Here is a 17338-nt window from a genome sequence, read left to right as displayed (position 1 = left end):
ATCGCGGCGCTCTCGGGTTTTTCGCGAGCAAGCTCGCTCCTACAGGAAGACTTTTAGAAGCTGTAGGTACCTGTCACCACCACACTACGCGGTTCCCCTGGCTGAATCTGCGCCACACTGGTCGCCGACGCGTAGTAGGTTTTATCCGCGATGTTGTTCAGCGCCGCCCTCACGTCCCATTCCTTCTGACGAAACCCGGCCAACGCATCCCAACGACCATAACCCGGCAATACGACGGTGTTGAGGCTGTCGGCGTAACGGTCGCCCACCAGCGTCAGGCCGGTTTCTGCGTACCAGCCCATCTCTGGCTTCCAGGTGATGAACACACTGGCATTGCGCTTGGCCACATCGCTGACGCGTTTGCCTTCGAAGCCGTTGTTGTCCTTCTCGACCTTGGCATCCTGCAGGCCGACACCGCCGCGCACATACCAATTGCCGACGATCTTGCCGGTGGCGGTCAGCTCCACGCCACGTGAGCGCTGCAAGCCGCTGAGCAGGGTGATGGTACGGTCCAGCGGGTCGCTGGTGCGGCGGTTGTAGAGTTCCAGCTCGTACACCGCCAGGGTGGTGCTCAGGCGGTCGTCGAGCCAGTCGCTCTTGACGCCGATTTCCTTCTGCTTGGTCAGCTCCGGGCTCAGGTCGTTGACGCTGCCGGCAGCGTTGGGAGTGATACCGATCAAGCCACCGCCCGCAGGCGAAAATGTCTTGCTCCACGATGCGTAGAACGAGTGATGTTCCAGCGGCGTCCAGACCAGGCCAAAGCGCGGGCTGGTGCTGTGGCTTTTGACGTCCTGTTGGGTGTTGAGCAGCTTGTTCTTGGTGTCGACTTCAAAGCGGTCGTAACGCAGGCCGGCCAGGACTTGCCATTGATCATTCAGGCGCAGTTGATCCTGCACATAAAGGGCACGGCTTTCGACTTCGGTGTGGTTGTTACTCGACACGCTCATACGGCCGGTGTGGCTGAGGTTACGGTTGGGTTGGTTGAGGTCCAGGCTCGGCACGGCCTGACCGCCTCTACTGACGGCAGTGGCGGTGTACAGCTTGGGATCGCGGCGCTGGCTGCCCAGTTCGAGGCCGGTAAGCAGGCGGTGCTCCAGGCCGTAGGTGCTGAAGCCACCTTCCAGCTCGACGTTGTTGAAGATGTTGAGGGTGTTCAGGTCTTGCTGCCAGCGTTGGCGTGTGACGCTGTTGTTCGCCGGCACGTAGGCGGTTTGGTAGGTATTGTCGAAATCACTGTCGAGCTTGAACACACCGAGTGTCTGGCGCAGTTGCCAGTTGTCGTTGAGCTCATAGGCCAGCTTGGAGCGCAGCGACTGGGATTTGTCGTCGATGTAGTCGCGGTTATCAAAATAGGTGGTGCTGCGGCTCACATCGGCTGGTCGGCCGTTAACCCCCGGAATGCCACGGTCCGGCGTGCGGTTGTAGCGGCTGTATTCGTATTGCACCAGCCAGTTAAGGTCCGGCGTGAGCTGCCAACTCATGGACGGTGCGAACAGCTGGCGATTGCCGCTGACGCCGTCGCGAAAGCTATTGTTGTCCTGGTTGCCCATGTTCAGGCGCAGGCTGATGTTATCGGTGGGGTCGGTGCTGAGGTCGGCATACAAGCTACGCAGATCGTTGCTGCCGCCCTGCGCCTCGATACTCGATTTATGCCCGGCCACAGGCAGTTTGCTCACGCGGTTGACGATCCCTCCCTGACCGCCTCGCCCGTAGAGTACGGCTGCCGGCCCCTTGAGCACTTCAATGCGCTCGATGTTGTGCAAGTCGCGCACATATTGGCTGTCGTCGCGAATGCCATCCAGATAGAAGTCATTGCTCGCGTCGAAACCGCGGATGCGCAAGCTGTCGAAGCGCGTGTCGGCGCCGCTGCTGACGTTAGGGATGCCGCTCAATGCCTGGCCGAGGTCATTGGTGCCGTAGGAGCGCAGGCTTTCGGTTTTCACGGAGTCGATCGCCTGGGGCACATACCGCACAGGTGTGGCGGTGCGGGTGGCGGTGCTGGTTTCCTTGATGCGCGGGTCGTCTTCGTCAGCTTCGGCGCTGATCGACGTTTCGGGCAAGGTCGTGGCCGCACAGGCAAAACCGGCAGACAGCAGAACAGAAAGCCCAAGGGTGATGGGCGTTAGGCGAGGGGCAGGCATGGAGGAATGTATCCGAATTGTTAGGGAGGAAAACTGCGCGTTAATGGTAATGCTTTGCATTTGCGCGCGTTATCCATTACCAAACGTATCGGCTTTGAAATGTGTTACGAGATGTGTTTTTTGCCGTTTTGAGTGCGGTTTTTTGTCGCTTACAGGACTGCTGTAGGCGCTTGCTTAGAATTATTTCGCCTAAATACAGACGATTCGCGAAATTGACACATAGTTCCGGGCGCGACTAGGATTGCGCCCAACGCCTGTGGCTAACCGCCATGACTCATCCAATAAAAAAGGCCCGCGGCCTGTTAAGTCGTCCGCGGGCCTTTTTTTTTCCGGAATCAGTCGACACCAGAAAAAGCGACACGGAGCCTGGTGTCACAGCGCGTACTCAACCAGGAATAAGGAATACAAGAAAATGTTGAAGCAACGGATGAGTCTGATCGCTCTGGGGATTTTGAGCGCATCGACAGCAATGGCAAACGACCAGGACCAGTCCAAGGGTTTTATCGAAGACAGCCACCTGAACATCGCCGCACGTAACGCCTACATCAGCCGTGACTACAAGAACGGCAAGCAAGACAAAGCCGAGTGGGGCCAGGGCTTCATCGGCAAGCTCGAGTCCGGCTTCACCCAAGGCACCGTCGGTGTGGGTGTGGACGTGATCGGCCAATACGCTATTCGTCTGGACGGCGGTAAAGGCCGTGCCGGCGCTGGCGGTATCGACTTCTTCAAGCAGGGCAATGGCACCACCAACCCTGATGGCTCGAACAACCCTGGCTCGGCACCACACGACCTGGCCAAGGGCGGCGCTGCCGTGAAGTTCCGCGTTTCCAACACCGTGCTCAAGTACGGTGATCAGTTCCCGGCCGTGCCTGTGCTGCAGTACGACAACTCCCGTCTGTTGTCGGAAACCTACACCGGTACCTCGATCGTTTCCAAAGAGATCGCCGGTCTGCAACTGGACGCAGGTCACTTCACCAAAGAAGCCCGCAAGAGCATGGAAGGCACCGACAGCGGTCGCCTGAAAAGCATCGACTACATCGGTGGTAGCTACAAATTCACCGAGAGCCTGTCGGCCGCGCTGTACGCCTCCGACATGCAGGACGTGCTGAAGAAGCAATACGTCAACGTCAACTACGTGCTGGCCCTGCCAGAGAAGCAGTCGCTGACCTTTGACTTCAACGGCTACAAAACCAAGCTGGACCGCAGCTTCGCCCTGGAAAACCAGAAAGACGCTGACGCCCGTGACAACAAGATCTGGAGCCTGGGCGCTACGTGGGCTGTCGGCCCGCATAGCTTCACCGTCGCGCACCAGCGCAGCACCGGCGACACCGGTTACCTCTACGGCGGATACCGCAACGCTGGCGGCATCGGCGACGGTGGTAACACCATCTTGCTGGCCAACTCCTACTGGTCCGACTTCAACGGCAAGGACGAGCGTTCGTGGCAGCTTGGCTACGGCATCGACTTCGCCACCTTCGGCGTACCAGGCCTGACCTACAACGTTGCCTACGTTCGCGGTACCAACATCGACGACGGTACCAACCGCGGCGACGGCACCGAGCGTGAGATCTGGAACCAGTTCAAGTACGTGGTCCAGAGCGGTCCAGCCAAAGACTTGAGCCTGCGTGCTCGCGCCTCCTGGCTGCGTGTCTCCAACAACGCTGACCAGTACAACGTAGGCGGTAACGAAATCCGTCTGTTCGCCGACTACCCGATCAACGTTTTCTAATTGATCCGACGTAGCGCCTGATTCCGGGCGATAAAAAACCCCGACTGGTTCGGGGTTTTTTTATGCCTGGCATTCCAGCGCTGTCTTGTTACACCGCAGTACGAATGAAGTACCCGGCCCCGTCTTTATCCCCTCCTGACGCAAGCCTAAATTGACCCCACTGCCCGCCCATCACCCCGATGGCCGGCCACTGGAGTCATTGCCATGCCCTTTGTCAGCCTGCGCATCACCCGTGACGGCGTTACCCCGGAGCAAAAAGCCCAGGTCATCGCCGAGTTCACCGAAACCCTCGAACGCGTCCTGCACAAACGCCCGGACCTGACCCACATCGTCATCGAAGAAGTCGATACCGATAACTGGGGCTACGCCGGAATCACCACCACCGAATACCGCAAATCCCAAGCCTGAATCCCTACCGGAGAACTCTCATGAAAAAAGTCGTCATCATCACCGGCGCGTCCCAAGGTATCGGCGCCGCCGTGGTCCAGGCCTACCGCGCTTTGGATTACCGGGTCGTCGCCACTTCGCGCTCGATCCAACCGTCCACCGACCCGGACATCCTTACCGTCGCCGGCGACATCGCTGACCCGGCCACCGCCCAGCGCGTCATCCGCGAAACCCTGGCCACCTTCGGGCGCATCGACAGCCTGATCAACAACGCCGGTATTTTTATCGCCAAGCCCTTCACGGCCTACACCCAGGAGGACTACGCCAATGTGCTCGCGGTGAACCTCAACGGCTTCTTCTACATCACCCAACTCGCCATTGCCGAGATGGAAAAGAACAACGCTGGCCATATCGTCAACGTCACCACCAGCCTGGCGGACCACGCAATCCACGGCGTGCCATCGGTACTCGCCAACCTCACCAAAGGTGGGCTGAACTCAGCGACCAAGTCCCTGGCGATTGAGTACGCCAAGCGTGGCATCCGGGTGAACGCGGTGAGCCCAGGGATCATCAAGACGCCGATGCACAGCGAAGAAACCCACGCGGCGCTCGGGCAATTGCATCCGGTCGGGCATATGGGGGAGGTGAGTGACATCGCCCAGGCGATCGTCTATCTGGAGCGCGCTGGGTTTGTCACCGGCGAGATTCTGCATGTCGACGGTGGGCAAAGCGCGGGTCATTGATGAACACGTCCCGGCCTACCCCGGTCGGGCGTTGTCCTCCCGTGGCGGGCGACCAAAAAAGGCTTTGTAGGCGCGGCTGAACGCCGCCTCGGACTCATAGCCAATCGCAAAGCCAATTTCGCCGATACGAGCGTCCTGTCTGGACAGCATGGTTTTCGCTAGGACACCTCAGAAACACCCAAGCCTTCACGTGTTTGTCAGGGCTTGGTTGTTTCTGAGTAAGGGGGCGGTGAAGGTGACTCGTACAGCACACGGGTTTTTAGGTGCGTGATGTCGAGGCGTCCCTAAAATGAAATTGGACGAATCTTGGACTGAAGGGGGGGGTAGCGGTTTCAGAAAGAGTGATTTTCCAAACCCCAGAAACCACAAAGCCCCGCATTGCGGGGCTTCGAGATATGGTGCGGCACCAGGAGTCGAACCAGAACATTTGTTATTGAAATTAAAGGTAAATTTTTAGTTGAGAAACTATCTCTACCTCCATTTGTATCCTCAGATACTCCCGAAGCTGACGGTTTTGGCTTGGTTGTCACGCTTTTATTCCGACTTTTCGCTAACAGAGTTTCGGCATTCTCCGCTAGATGAGCCTCGTTCGATAAGAAATGGTGCTATAAAGCCACTAGTACAGCTGCACTGCCGGATAGCGATGCGTCGAGGTATCACCATAGGAAGTGGGAAATGGAAGAAATAAATGTACTGAAAGAAATTCGCGAGCTTAAAAGCCAGCTGTCATACGCTAAAAACCTCGGATTTTTTATGGGGGCAGGTACTTCCTGTGCATTAGGACTGCCAAATATCTCGCAATTAACTGTTCAGGTCGAAAAATCTTTAAACGTCGAGCTGTTAGAGTTTTTTAATATTATAAAAGCTGATTTGTCTAAACCTGCGGAGACAATCAGTATTGAAGATATTCTTAATCAAATAAGACGTATACGTGAAATTACTGAAGAGCGAGCCGATAGAGATTTTCTTGGAGTTACAGGCGTAAATGCTCGCGATTTAGACGTGGAAATATGTAAGAGTATTTATAATCTAATTACAGAAAAAGAGGTGGGCGCGGACCTCACAATTACAAAGAAATTTTTTGCATGGATGAACATGCAAAGTCGAGACTTTTCAAAAGAGGTCTTTACTACAAATTACGACTTGGTTATAGAGAAATCGCTTGAAGCTATTAGAGCACCATATTTCGATGGTTTTGTTGGTTCTTATGAGCCATTTTTTTGGCAGGAAAGTGTTGAAAAACTCGTTCGAAGAAGCGATCTAACTCAAAATTGGATCCGTCTATGGAAAATTCATGGTTCTCTTAGTTGGTTTTGGAAAAAAACTGCAAATCTGAAGTCACACAAAATTGTGCGTCTCGGAAAAGTTGAAAAAATAGAAGAAGAAAAAAATGAGATAGTTATTTATCCTTCAAAAGAAAAATATGATTCATCTCGTAGACAGCCCTTTCTGGTTTATTTTGATCGGCTTAAAAATTATCTGTTGAGTGGTGAGCTTCTTTTTGTTTTTAGCGGGTACTCATTTTTAGATCAGCATATTAATGAGATTATTTTCAATTGTTTGCGCCAAAATAATCGGCTTAGTGTGGTGGTGTTTTTTTATGCTGATAGCGAAGTTGAAAAGCTACACGCTCTTTCAGCGGGGTATTTAAATCTATCGGTGTTTGGTCCGACCACCGCAATCATTAATGGAACGTTAGGGGTATGGCATTTCGATAAGGCAGAGCTCAAAAACAAAGAGAGTAGCGATAGTTTTTGGCACGAAGGTAATAAGAAGTTATTGCTAGGTGATTTCAATCACTTGGTGGAGTTTCTGGTAGGCAACTCAGGACGCCGTAGCGAAATTGAGGTGTCTATAGATGAAAACTGATTCGACATTTTTGGGTAAGGTCATTCGTGTTGACTCAAGCACTGTAGAAGTAGAGGTGTCATCCGAAATTCCCTCGGCTGCTCCAATAATAAACGGACGTTTGTATAAAATCGGGCAGATTGGTACGTTCATAAAAATGCCGATGGGGAATATCACTATTTACGCTATCGTTGCAGCAGTAAGTGATAGACCATTTGCAGACGATGGTGACGGCGAAAATCGTAATAGCTCGAAATTTCTTGCTGTTCAACTTATCGGCGAAAAAATTGGCGACGGAGAATTTGAGAAAGGGGTTGGTACCTACCCGACAATAGGGGATGAAGTACATCTAGTGATTGAGCAAGATTTGTTTGAGATTTACGGAGAAAAAGATGCTGGCTCCATTGAAATAGGAAAACACTCCTCGTCCGACAACTTAGGTGTCTACGTAGATGCGCATAATTTGGTTCTACGGCATTGCGGCATTTTGGGGTCCACAGGAAGCGGGAAATCAAACGCAACTGTAAGTATTCTAAAATCTATTTTGGATGGCTATGTTGGCTCAAGGGTCATGTTGGTAGATCCGCATGGAGAGTACGCTTCAGCTTTTCCTAACTCCAAAGTACTTAGAATTAATGAAGTCGTTGAGCCATTGGTTATCCCGTTTTGGCTCATGACATTTGAAGAACTCGCTTATTTTTTGGTGGGGGCGGATTATCGTGATGAGCAAAAAATTGAATATCGTTTGCTTCGCGATCTCGTAACTGAGTTAAAACGGGAGAATGTTAATTTAAAAGCAGGTGTAGTCAATCGTGATCTTATAACTGCGGACTCCCCCATTCCCTTCAGTGCCCGACGTCTATGGTACGAAATGAATTGGAGTATAAATGCTTCTTTTTCGACGAGTGTAAAAGATGAACAGTTGAAAAATACTGCTCAACAACTTGCACCTGGTGATGCGGAACAATTGATTCCGGCATCATTCGAAGCGTATGCAATGAATAATGCGGCGCCTTATAAGTCGAAACATATGGAGTACTATTCATATGAGAAGAAACTACTTTCTCGGCTGAAAGACTCCCGATACGATTTTTTGTTTGATCCCGGGGATTATAAGACTGCTGACTCACCGAAAGACTTGCATGACTTACTAGCAGATTGGATAGGCTGCCCGCAGCGCTTAACAATTTTGGATCTCAGCGGTGTACCGTTTGAAGTTTTAGATATAACGATTGGGTTGATCACAAGATTTGTTTACGACAGCATGTTTTGGGGGCGTCGAGAGCCATATACGGGTAAGCAAAGACCTCTTCTATTAGCGTTTGAAGAGGCCCATACGTATTTAGGAAAAAATGACAAAAGTAGTTATTCCAAAGCGGCCGTTGAAAAAGTTTTCAAAGAAGGGAGGAAGTTTGGTGTAGGGGCTCTTGTGATTTCACAGCGGCCATCTGAGTTATCTGAAACAATTCTTTCTCAAATCGGAACTTTGATAGCTCTTAGGCTCACCAACTCAAGTGATCAGTCCATAGTGAAATCTGCGGCCCCTGATAATCTTAATAGTTTAATGGATCTCCTGGCATCATTGCGCGTTGGCGAGGCTGTGATATCTGGAGAAGCTATAAAAATCCCATCCAGAGTTCGACTAAAGCTAAATTACCCGCGTCCGACTAGTGAAGACCCCAAACTGATTGAATGCTGGACTCAAGAATTTCCTCCTGATGGAGAAAACTACAAGGCGGTAGTGACAAAAATACGTGAGCAAAAACTTTAAACAATGGAGATTCACATGGAACGTAGAAGCGTATCATCCAGCATGATTAGAAGTATTGGCTACGAGGATTCGATCTCTACTTTAGAGATTGAATTCAATAGCGGTGTGATTTGGAACTATTATGACTTTCCGCTTTCAAGTTGGTACGAGTTTGATGCGGCAGAGTCACATGGAAAATTTTTTCACAGCTCTATAAAAGGGCATTATCGAGAAGCTCAAGTTGGATGATTTGGCATTTCTATAAACATCTGCTAGGCATAAATTTTACCGAGAGCTGCCAGCTGTAATTGGCAGCTTTTCGCTGTTATTTACGGACATCTCATCACGATTAGTTATAGATGCTAAGTTCACGCTGAACTGCCAGGGTTTGTCTATTCGGAAAGCGAGCAAACGTACAGTTAATAGTTAGTAATAACGCATTGACGCAGCGTGTCGGTTCACATGTTGTTTGAGAAACCAGACGAGGTGCTTTTGCTGCCATCAGCAGTAATGCCAAACCAAAAAACTTCCTAATAAGCACACCTGTTTCTCTAATGAAAATTGAAATCTACAACTACAAACATGGGATGCCACTCAACATCCCCCTTAAAAATTATCGAGAATCGAGAATCGAGAAAAAGAGGTGATCTATTGGATAACAGGGACGCTCATTAGCTGGTCCTACGTCAAGATTCAAAGTTCCTTTTTGAGGCCGTAAGCATTGGTCAGTAAAAGCACCTCAGACCTTTCTGGCTTCTCGGCTCCCAGTGGAATTCAAATGATGGCTGATCGATGTCGCGCCGGTGTACATTCGACGTCAGTACATCACTAATCACAAAGGGACTTGTATGAAAAACGATGCCTTTGGAGCACGCGACTTGTCGCTGACATCATTCACCCTGCCGGGAGGTGCGTGCTTTGGATCGCATTGATTCGGAAATGAATGATGCGTTTGATTTCCAGGTGTTTCATGCGCTTATGGGAGAGCAACAACGCTGGGCCCAGCTGCGTATAAACCTTCAAGAAGCTTCCAAGGAAGCTGCGGTGCTTTGCCGCGATCTGGCTCGGTTCGACCCCGCGTCTGCTGTGCCGATGATATCGGGGTTGTTGACTATCCCGGAATACCAATCTAACTGCATCCGCCTTGAGCTTTTGGTTGCTTTGGCGCTGATTCATTGCAATGGGCGCAAGACACCGAGCATTACCGATTTGCAGCGATGGTTTGCCGAGTTGGGGAAAACGCGCTGTGTCTTGGGTGAAGACCCTGCGGAAGACGTATTTGTCTCTTTGGTGCAGACAGATCTCGGCGATTACCGGCTGCTGGAGGGTGTATGGGAGTCGGCCGGATTCTATACGCAACGCGTGATCAACGTGGTGGCCACGATGCCAGATCGGGGATCTTTCAGTCGGTTGAAGCGGGCAGTGCGATCGCTTCTGGTCATATCTGATCTCGTATGCTCAGCAGGCAGACTGAGTCGCTACCAGTTGGGATCAGACGTTCGGCACGCGTCTCTATCGCCCAATGGTATTGGGTCACGTACCTCCTTGATGTCGCGGGTCACGATTCCGTTTACTCAACTGACGGAGCATGGCGTAGCACTTGATGACCTTGAGCCATTTTTTCTGTCACCGAAGATGCGTTCCAGTTTGCTGTCGCAAGAAGTGGGGTTAAGTGTACTCGATCGAATGCCGTTGCTAGTTCAACGCGACATGTTGGTTGTCGCTCTACCTACGGCACTATCGACCGCACTACGCAGTTTTGTGATCGAATTCCTCCAAGATTCTGGACATGTCGATGTCTTCGATAAAGTAATTGCCGATGAGTTCGCGTTGCTGTTAGGCAACACCCCGTTGTTTGGTGGCCCCTTACGCGCACCGGCCTCATGGCGTTCCATAGGTACCCATCGATGGGCAACGTTCGTTCACGAAGTTGATCTCGGACACATCCTGGCGTTCCATCTGTTCTTTCCTTCTGTACGAGGGCATGACGCAGGTGGCTTAAAGCACGATGGTGCACTGGATGTGGAACTCGTTGAGGTCCTACATCAATCGATGCGAGGCGCCGAACAGCATTTCGGAGCCAAGGAAAACTTCCGTAGAGGTCTGCACGTGGTCGTTGGATGCGGCTGGGGCAAAGGCTACTCGGCGGCTATTGTTCCACCGGAAAATGGGAAGTGGGCCTTTGAATCTATATCCGCGGCTGACTTGGTGCGCTTGAGCGCCATGAGCGATATGACACCGGCTCATTTCTGGCGCTTAGAGGAGGGGCTCAGCGCCATCAAGCGTGCAGGCGTCGAATTGGTTAATCTCAATGGAGTACTCAACCTTCTTGGATGGATGCGGCGGAACCACGGTCATTTGGTGCCGCACGATGAGCTTCCGCCAGGCCGCATTTCCCCCGAGCGTCCGGTGCTCCTCAACCCACCACTAAACCTCTTGCGCGATGTCCGAGCAGAGGCGGACCTCGCCTACGACCATCATAGTGTGCGTGATACCTTCGGAACGTGGCACGACGTGTGCCATATCAATCCAAACCCGCTATTTCAGAGTACGGCCGAGCGGCGACTTTACAGCTGCTTGGACTGCGCGGGGAAAGGCCTACTGATCGCGCTCTATGAAGGCCGCCTGCATTTGTGGGTAGAGTTAGATACGCCCGAAATGGGAGTTCGGGATATTCCGTATCGGCTGTGGGATATGGTATGCGCCTGGCTGCCCCGTATCGGGGCCGCACTCGATGTGCGGTTGTCAGAACAATTATCGCAAGTATTAAAAGTCAAAGTTGTCTTTGAAGATGATCAAACATCTTTGGAAACACAGGTTGTAGATGACCTTCTGACACTGTGTTCTACAAGGTCGACCGAAGAGCCGCAGGCGCGCATGGTGGTGTTCGCTAAAGGGTTCATGAGTGGATTCAGGATTCCCACCAACGTCGCCGAACGAGCGGTTGTGCGTACGTTGACGCGGGCCTATTTGGAGTTAGTAGGTGAGCCGCAGGCCGACTCCGTCGCTCGTGAGCTAGAGTCCGCCATTGTTGAAAACGATGAGGCCCGGAGCTTTCATGTGCACCATGCACATAGATTTTTGGACTACGTTCAGGATCAGCTACCTGAGGAGTTGATCGAAATCGACGTCCTCGACATCGCAACAGTGCGGCTCGGCCTAGGCTGGCGGGTCGAACGAAATGATGACTCAGATACCATTAAGGGTAAGCACGCTTGCAACGCCTACCTCAATGGACTTGTTATGGTGCTCGTTGGCGACATCGTGGCAGGTCTAGGCCGCTTTAATCGAGTCGAGACTCTTCATAGGCTCCTGCTCAACTGCGAGAAAGCAGGATCAAAGGAGCGTCATTGGAAGCGTACGTCGGCGGCGGTAATAGGACTGCACGGTACGGCTCCTGATGCGATCCAGACTGTTGTAAGAGAGATGTCTAGATTCGCCGGAACGAATATCTCAAGTCGTGTTCTTGCAGAAATTGCGTTGTGCGCCTGCCCACTCGAAGGTGGCATCCTACCGGCTGATCTGGAGCTGAGTACCTTATTGGCTCGCGTATCATTGTTGATGCGGTTAGGGGGGTTGTCGGATGCTATCCACTACAACGCGCTGACGCCACAGTTGGTGATCTCGCCGCTTGGCGACATCTTATTCAAGGATGATTTTGGCAACAATGTTGTCGAGCCGATGCTTGCCCAAGCGATCGGGGACAACTATGTCGAAAGTGCTCCTCAACAGCGTAAGCATTACTTGCCGCCGGAGATTATCCAGTCTACTCGTGGGCGATTAAGTGAGGAGTTCTGGAGCGCATGGACAGTGGAGATGGGCTTCGACTGCGATGAGGCGCGTACTATCATCGGCGCACTTGAAGATATGGCAATACGGGAAAATGTCCCGGTCCTGAAAATCCGTCGAAGTGCATATTACGCCCTCGCCGAGGAGCATGTTGGCGAGGGACAGGTACGTAGGTTTCTAGAGCAGTTCAGTCTGGTGTCCCGGCCTCGTTGGGACAAGCCGCCCAAAAAATTTGCTGGTAAGGACATCTATCCATGGCGCTTCGGACGGCGCCTATCTCTGGTCTCACGTCCGATTCTTCAAGTGGATACTAGCGACGATCCACTTTTGCTAATTGCTCCCGACCTGCTCAGGAGGGGCTTCGCTTACGTCGTTGATGGTGCCTTTCGTGGTGAGCTTGACCAGTCATTTTTCCAGAGCAATGAGATGAGGAACATCTGGTGGGGCAAGGCTAGTGAGGGGCACACGTTTAATCGAAAAGTCACACAAACCCTCATCGAGGCCGGCTGGGTGGCTCGAGAGGGTGTAGTGCTGCCTGAGCTTCTGCAACGCAAGCTAGAGCGCGATTTTGGTGACATCGATGTCCTCGCCTGGCGGCCCAATGATGGTGTCGTGCTTGTTATTGAATGTAAGGACCTGTCATTCGCCCGCAATTACTCGGAAGTTGCCGCTCTTCTGTCGGAATACCAGGGAAGTGTCGTCGATGGAATTCCTGACAAGTTGCGCCGCCATCTAGACCGCTTCGAATTTTTGGAGGCTAACCTGGAGTCGGTGCGACGTTTCACCAACCTGCCGTCTCCGAGGTTAGTATCGTGCCTCGTGGTCAGCGGCATCGTTCCTATGCAGTACGCCAGAATCGATGCATTGACACACACTTTTGTCGGGAGCGTCGAAGCATTGTTGGAGGTTCATTGATGCAGATTGATCAGGTGGAAGAGCGAGAGTAAATACAGATAGTCACTCTGTTTATTGGGTGATGTTCAGGCGGTGGCGCTTTGTTTTTTAGGGGCGCTTGGTCCCTGTTGGGCCAAAGTGTGTTTCTTGGATTCAGGATGTTGCGCAAGTTAGGTGGTCATCAGGCGGTGGCCGTCCATAATGAGCAAAGGTTGCTGGCGGCGCGCAGCATAGCGCAAAGCCTTGCGCAGGTTTGCGACGCTGGCCAGGTCGATTTCTGCCGGTCGCGGACCTACGCTTAACGGTTGAAATACCAGGATTCTCCTAAGCGAAGAGTGATCAAGCGTATGGTTAGTACATAGTAATAGCGCGTCGATTCAGCGTGCGGGTTCATGCGGTGAGTTAGAAACCAGACGAGATGCTTTTGCTGCCAGGTCCATGGATTGTCGCGTTGCCAGCGATCAGCTATTGCTGTTTGGATAGCCTTCGCCTGACGCAGGTGGCGTTGGCGTGTGGTATGAGATCCAGTCAGGACGCTCGCCAGGAACAGCTCCATATCGAATGCCTTACTCATGCTCGGCCCCCGATGTAAGCCGAAACTACGTCGATACGACCGTGCCCCAGCTCATAGCTGATTTGCCCCCGGGCCTCCTGATCGAGGTGTCGGTCGAGCTGGTAGCAACGGCCACCGTTGATGGGCGCAGGATGCTGGGTGATTTGCTCATATCGTTCGCACGCATAGGCTGCCCGCAACTCGTGAAAGCCTTTGAGGTTGTGCTTATGGATGATGTCCCGTGCGGGTCGGACGATTCCCTGCAAAAAATCGAGGTAGCGTTCGTTCGGTGCAAGCAGGTTGCGGCTACCGTCGGGTGAGACCTTTTCGGCAAACCTCAATGCGTCACGAATATGATCATCTACCGTAATCCAACGAGGTGCTGACGCGCCTGAACGGCCACCTTTGGTACCGTCCTGGATGTTGATCTTGCCGAATTGCTTGGCTTCACGTTTTAGACGGGGAAGGTCGGCCAAGATCGTCTCGCGTAAGCGCATACCGGTGGCTCGGGCCAACAATGTGATAGCGGCTGCGCGCGACTGCTGATGTCCACAGAGCGCTTCTACGACCCGCTTCACGTGTTCGAGGTCTTGGCATTGCGGCACCGAGCTGCGAACACTAATGCGCTGCATGCCCAACGCCTCGCTCGGACTCGGGACGTTCGCGTATTGATCGCCGCGAAGTGCGGCCATGGTCCGATTCACGCTGGACAAGCGGTTTTGCGCGGTGGCGATGGCGAGCTCACCTTGTTCAACTTGCTGGCGCAGATGTCCGGCGTAGTCGAGCAGCGTTTTCTGATCTATTTGACGCGCATCGTTGAGCCCTGGCCCATCCTCTGAGTGACACCACCGCACGAATGCCCGCCACCGATCACTATGCGCCTTGACCGTGCCGTAATGCCCGCCGCAAAACATGTCCCGCAACGCCTGTGGCCCGGCATAACTCAATTGCCGGCCATAGCCAAAATTTCGCCCGTTTCGTCTACCTACCAATGCCATGATCAAACTCCTCTCGAACCCAAAACCTTTGAAACTTTCCCCACGTCATCCCGCCAAGGATGTTGAGTGTTATCAGGGATCAAGGCCCCTGCGACCTGTGAGGGTTGTCCACTAACGCGGGACTGGCGGCTCTTTACGACCGAGAGCTTGGGCATCTCATGATCTGGCCTCCTGAACACTTCCGAAGACGTGGGCGGGTGGAGGCTGCGCTGGCTGACGAGACCGACGCCGCGAGATCCTGAGTCGGGTGAAGGCAGCTATGCAATGACCGGGGCATGCCTGACTGTCAGTCAGGTGCAGTCCATTCCGTGGGCTGCGGCACCATCATCTGCATCGCTGTTGCTGGTGACTTTTCGGTGTTTGTCACGCCGATTGTCACGAAGGGGAATGCCGCAAAGCCTTGTACGAGTTGGGCTGCAGCAGCGGTAGGAGCGCCCGTCTCTTTCCGGAAGAAAGAGACGGGCGCAGGTTGGCGCAGTGAAATGGCCAAGCGGATAGGTTGCTGCAGAGCAGCTATGAAAGGGGATGAGTTGCCGCAGTGGGCACTGGTAAAAGTAGGCATCCATCACATTGCTGTGACCGTGCGAGCCGCCGGACGCTAATCGCACTTTGGGAGAACCACCACAGATGTGGCGTAGCCTTAAAGGTTCTGGCTACCTGGGTTGCTGTCAACGACAGCGCTTTGCCCGATCTTTTCTACGCCTGTGGATAATTCGGGTCAAGGCTCGAATTTTCGGGAGTTCTGCGGCTGTGGATGAAATTATCCACCGGTGGAAATCAGTGGTTTTCCACAGACAGTTGTGTGGGCTTTGGATCTTTTTAAGTGAGGTCCATCCAAGCAGGGCGGCTTTGCAGCCCTGCTTGGATGGACCCGCGTGGACAAGCGGATCACTGAGATATGAAGACCGAGCGCTTACTCGGTTGCGCCACGTTTTGCTTTTAGGCGAGTGACGTTCGCTCCGGTCTGGTTCGCGAATTCGTGTGGAGTGACATGCTCATGCTGGTTGGCCTCCAGATACCGGCTCCACCAGTTCATGATCAGCCTGCGCTCCTCGATGAACTCGGCCTTGTGGATGTAAGCGGCGCGGACGTTGTTGCGCTCCTTGTGGCTCATCTGCCGTTCAATAGCTGTCTCCGACCACAATCCCGACTCGATCAGTGCGCTGCAGGCCATCGAACGAAACCCATGCCCGCAGATATCGGTTTGGGTGTCGTATCCCATGGTCCGTAGCGCGTTGTTCACGGTATTTTCGGACATGGGCTTCCAGGGTTTGGCATCACCTGCGAAGACCAATGCGAATTTGCCTGTGAGTGCATGGATTTTTTCGAGTAGCGCCACTGCTTGCGGCGATAAGGGTACTAAATGGATATCCCCTGCCATCTTCGTACCCCTTGTGGAAAAGGGTACTCCCTCCAACGCGGGTCGAGTGTCCGGTATCTCCCAGGTGCCGCGCTTGAGGTCGAACTCGCTCCAGCGGGCGAAACGCAGTTCGCTGGATCGTACAAACACATGCAGCGATAGCATCACCGTCAGGCGGGTAAGTGCGCGGCCTTTATAGGTGTCGATCCGCTCCTGTAGTTCCGGCAGTCGCGATAAGGGTAGAGCGGGGCGATGTACCACCCGCGGGGCTTTGATCAAGCCTTCGAGGTCGTAAGCAGGGTTTGCGGTGATAAGCCGGAGGCGTTTTGCCTCGCGCATGATGCTCTGCAGGTAGTTTTGTACCCTTAAAGCTACGTCTATCGTTCCGCGCTTCTTGATCGCTTCCAAGGGCTGCATGAGGTCATGGGTGTCGAGGTCGACAATGGCGCGGGCGCCGATCAGCGGGAACACGTGGGTTTTGAGGCGGCTCATCACAGTCTTGGAATGGCCTGGTGCCCACTTGGCCGACATTTCCGTATGCCAGTCGAGCGCAACGCTTTCAAAGGTTCTGCCTTTGATTACGGCTTCCGCCTTGGCTTGGTGCTTGGTCTCTATAGGATCAACGCCATCCGCCAGCATTCGCTTAACTTCCAAGCGCTTGCGGCGCGCATCGGCGAGGCCAATGACGGGGTAGTTGCCGAACGAGGTCAGTCCTTCGCGTCCGTCAGGTTTGACGTAACGGAGCCGCCAGCCTTTGCGGCCATTGGGCTGGACTAGGAGGTAGAGGCCATCGCCGTCGAAAAGCTTGTAGGCGCGGTCTGTAGGTTTTGCCAAGCGGCAAGCTGCGTCGGAGAGCGGAGCTGTGGTGCGCGACATAAGGGTACTCCCTTTTATCGAAGTGACCTGTATCCCAAACTCTACCCTTAAAACGGTTGGAATCCACCAGTTTCTGACGGAAACCGATGGAACGCCAAAACGAAAAAACCCGCCAGAAGGCGGGTTTTTCGGGGGTTTCAGAGATTTTGAAAGCCTTCTCTGGAACCTTGTATGGTGCCGGCACCAGGAGTCGAACCCGGGACCTACTGATTACAAGTCAGTTGCTCTACCAACTGAGCTATACCGGCGTGTTAGGGCGACGATTATAGC

General features: G+C 53.1%; 12 protein-coding genes and 1 tRNA gene. 7 read left to right on the top strand and 6 right to left on the bottom strand.

The window, feature by feature from the left end; genetic code table 11:
- Positions 1 to 53 precede the first annotated feature (53 nt).
- Complete coding sequence (locus ACP7C6_RS21230) at positions 54 to 2141, bottom strand: TonB-dependent receptor (RefSeq protein WP_426109202.1); 2088 nt, start codon at positions 2139 to 2141, stop codon at positions 54 to 56.
- A gap of 412 nt (positions 2142 to 2553) precedes the next feature.
- On the opposite strand from ACP7C6_RS21230, the gene ACP7C6_RS21225 reads away from it, so the two are divergent.
- The 3 genes from ACP7C6_RS21225 (at position 2554) to ACP7C6_RS21215 (ending at position 5000) form a co-directional block, all read left to right on the top strand.
- A complete protein-coding gene (locus ACP7C6_RS21225; RefSeq protein WP_010214034.1) occupies positions 2554 to 3870 on the top strand; it encodes an OprD family porin in 1317 nt (438 codons plus the stop codon).
- 204 nt (positions 3871 to 4074) lie between these two features.
- The gene (locus ACP7C6_RS21220; RefSeq protein WP_016979078.1) at positions 4075 to 4278 is read left to right on the top strand and encodes a tautomerase family protein; all 204 of its coding nucleotides are present in this window, start codon (positions 4075 to 4077) and stop codon (positions 4276 to 4278) included.
- A gap of 20 nt (positions 4279 to 4298) precedes the next feature.
- Positions 4299 to 5000 carry an SDR family NAD(P)-dependent oxidoreductase gene (locus tag ACP7C6_RS21215; RefSeq protein WP_028615332.1) on the top strand — a complete coding sequence of 234 codons (702 nt, stop codon included), beginning with the start codon at positions 4299 to 4301 and terminating at the stop codon, positions 4998 to 5000.
- A 15-nt stretch (positions 5001 to 5015) separates the two neighbouring features.
- Here the strand turns inward: ACP7C6_RS21215 and ACP7C6_RS21210 are convergent, their stop codons facing one another.
- Entirely contained in the window at positions 5016 to 5150 is a 135-nt protein-coding gene (locus ACP7C6_RS21210) for a helix-turn-helix domain-containing protein (RefSeq protein ID WP_240037385.1), read from the bottom strand.
- 525 nt (positions 5151 to 5675) lie between these two features.
- Between ACP7C6_RS21210 and ACP7C6_RS21205 the strand changes: the two genes are divergently transcribed.
- From ACP7C6_RS21205 to ACP7C6_RS21190, 4 genes are all read left to right on the top strand, one after another.
- A complete protein-coding gene (locus ACP7C6_RS21205; RefSeq protein WP_120731273.1) occupies positions 5676 to 6869 on the top strand; it encodes an SIR2 family protein in 1194 nt (397 codons plus the stop codon).
- Positions 6859 to 8619 (top strand): ATP-binding protein, encoded by a 1761-nt coding sequence (locus tag ACP7C6_RS21200; RefSeq protein WP_426109201.1) that lies wholly within the window; start codon positions 6859 to 6861, stop codon positions 8617 to 8619. Before ACP7C6_RS21205 ends, ACP7C6_RS21200 begins: the two co-directional genes overlap by 11 nt.
- A 15-nt stretch (positions 8620 to 8634) precedes the next feature.
- Positions 8635 to 8847 (top strand): KTSC domain-containing protein, encoded by a 213-nt coding sequence (locus ACP7C6_RS21195; protein WP_120731278.1) that lies wholly within the window; start codon positions 8635 to 8637, stop codon positions 8845 to 8847.
- Positions 8848 to 9516: 669 nt separating this feature from the next.
- Positions 9517 to 13302 carry a hypothetical protein gene (locus ACP7C6_RS21190; protein ID WP_426109200.1) on the top strand — a complete coding sequence of 1262 codons (3786 nt, stop codon included), beginning with the start codon at positions 9517 to 9519 and terminating at the stop codon, positions 13300 to 13302.
- A 277-nt stretch (positions 13303 to 13579) separates the two neighbouring features.
- On the opposite strand, the gene ACP7C6_RS21185 is transcribed toward ACP7C6_RS21190, so the two are convergent.
- From ACP7C6_RS21185 to ACP7C6_RS21170, 4 genes are all read right to left on the bottom strand, one after another.
- The gene (locus ACP7C6_RS21185; RefSeq protein WP_150579524.1) at positions 13580 to 13855 is read right to left on the bottom strand and encodes a hypothetical protein; all 276 of its coding nucleotides are present in this window, start codon (positions 13853 to 13855) and stop codon (positions 13580 to 13582) included.
- On the bottom strand, positions 13852 to 14832 hold the full coding sequence (locus tag ACP7C6_RS21180; RefSeq protein ID WP_426109199.1) for an integrase domain-containing protein: 981 nt from the start codon (positions 14830 to 14832) through the stop codon (positions 13852 to 13854). Before ACP7C6_RS21180 ends, ACP7C6_RS21185 begins: the two co-directional genes overlap by 4 nt.
- Before the next feature lie 913 nt (positions 14833 to 15745).
- Positions 15746 to 17068: a tyrosine-type recombinase/integrase gene (locus ACP7C6_RS21175; RefSeq protein ID WP_426109198.1), complete on the bottom strand. Its 1323-nt coding sequence runs from the start codon at positions 17066 to 17068 to the stop codon at positions 15746 to 15748.
- A 172-nt stretch (positions 17069 to 17240) separates the two neighbouring features.
- Positions 17241 to 17316: transfer RNA gene (locus ACP7C6_RS21170), tRNA-Thr, on the bottom strand.
- Positions 17317 to 17338: the final 22 nt, after the last annotated feature.

It is taken from the genome of Pseudomonas sp. TWR1-1-4 (assembly GCF_049897165.1).
Classification (GTDB): Bacteria; Pseudomonadota; Gammaproteobacteria; order Pseudomonadales; family Pseudomonadaceae; genus Aquipseudomonas; species Aquipseudomonas canadensis.
The sequence above is the reverse complement of the archived record's forward strand: the minus strand, read 5'-3'. Positions and strand labels throughout refer to the sequence as shown.

Bases quoted from the DNA above. Each gene is read 5' to 3' on its own strand.
- ACP7C6_RS21200 (WP_426109201.1), top strand. From the start codon at position 6,859: ATGAAAACTGATTCGACATTTTTGGGTAAGGTCATTCGTGTTGACTCA.
- ACP7C6_RS21185 (WP_150579524.1), bottom strand. From the start codon at position 13,855: ATGAGTAAGGCATTCGATATGGAGCTGTTCCTGGCGAGCGTCCTGACT.
- ACP7C6_RS21215 (WP_028615332.1), top strand. From the start codon at position 4,299: ATGAAAAAAGTCGTCATCATCACCGGCGCGTCCCAAGGTATCGGCGCC.
- ACP7C6_RS21175 (WP_426109198.1), bottom strand. From the start codon at position 17,068: ATGTCGCGCACCACAGCTCCGCTCTCCGACGCAGCTTGCCGCTTGGCA.
- ACP7C6_RS21225 (WP_010214034.1), top strand. From the start codon at position 2,554: ATGTTGAAGCAACGGATGAGTCTGATCGCTCTGGGGATTTTGAGCGCA.
- ACP7C6_RS21230 (WP_426109202.1), bottom strand. From the start codon at position 2,141: ATGCCTGCCCCTCGCCTAACGCCCATCACCCTTGGGCTTTCTGTTCTG.
- ACP7C6_RS21205 (WP_120731273.1), top strand. From the start codon at position 5,676: ATGGAAGAAATAAATGTACTGAAAGAAATTCGCGAGCTTAAAAGCCAG.
- ACP7C6_RS21210 (WP_240037385.1), bottom strand. From the start codon at position 5,150: ATGCTGTCCAGACAGGACGCTCGTATCGGCGAAATTGGCTTTGCGATT.
- ACP7C6_RS21220 (WP_016979078.1), top strand. From the start codon at position 4,075: ATGCCCTTTGTCAGCCTGCGCATCACCCGTGACGGCGTTACCCCGGAG.
- ACP7C6_RS21180 (WP_426109199.1), bottom strand. From the start codon at position 14,832: ATGGCATTGGTAGGTAGACGAAACGGGCGAAATTTTGGCTATGGCCGG.
- ACP7C6_RS21195 (WP_120731278.1), top strand. From the start codon at position 8,635: ATGGAACGTAGAAGCGTATCATCCAGCATGATTAGAAGTATTGGCTAC.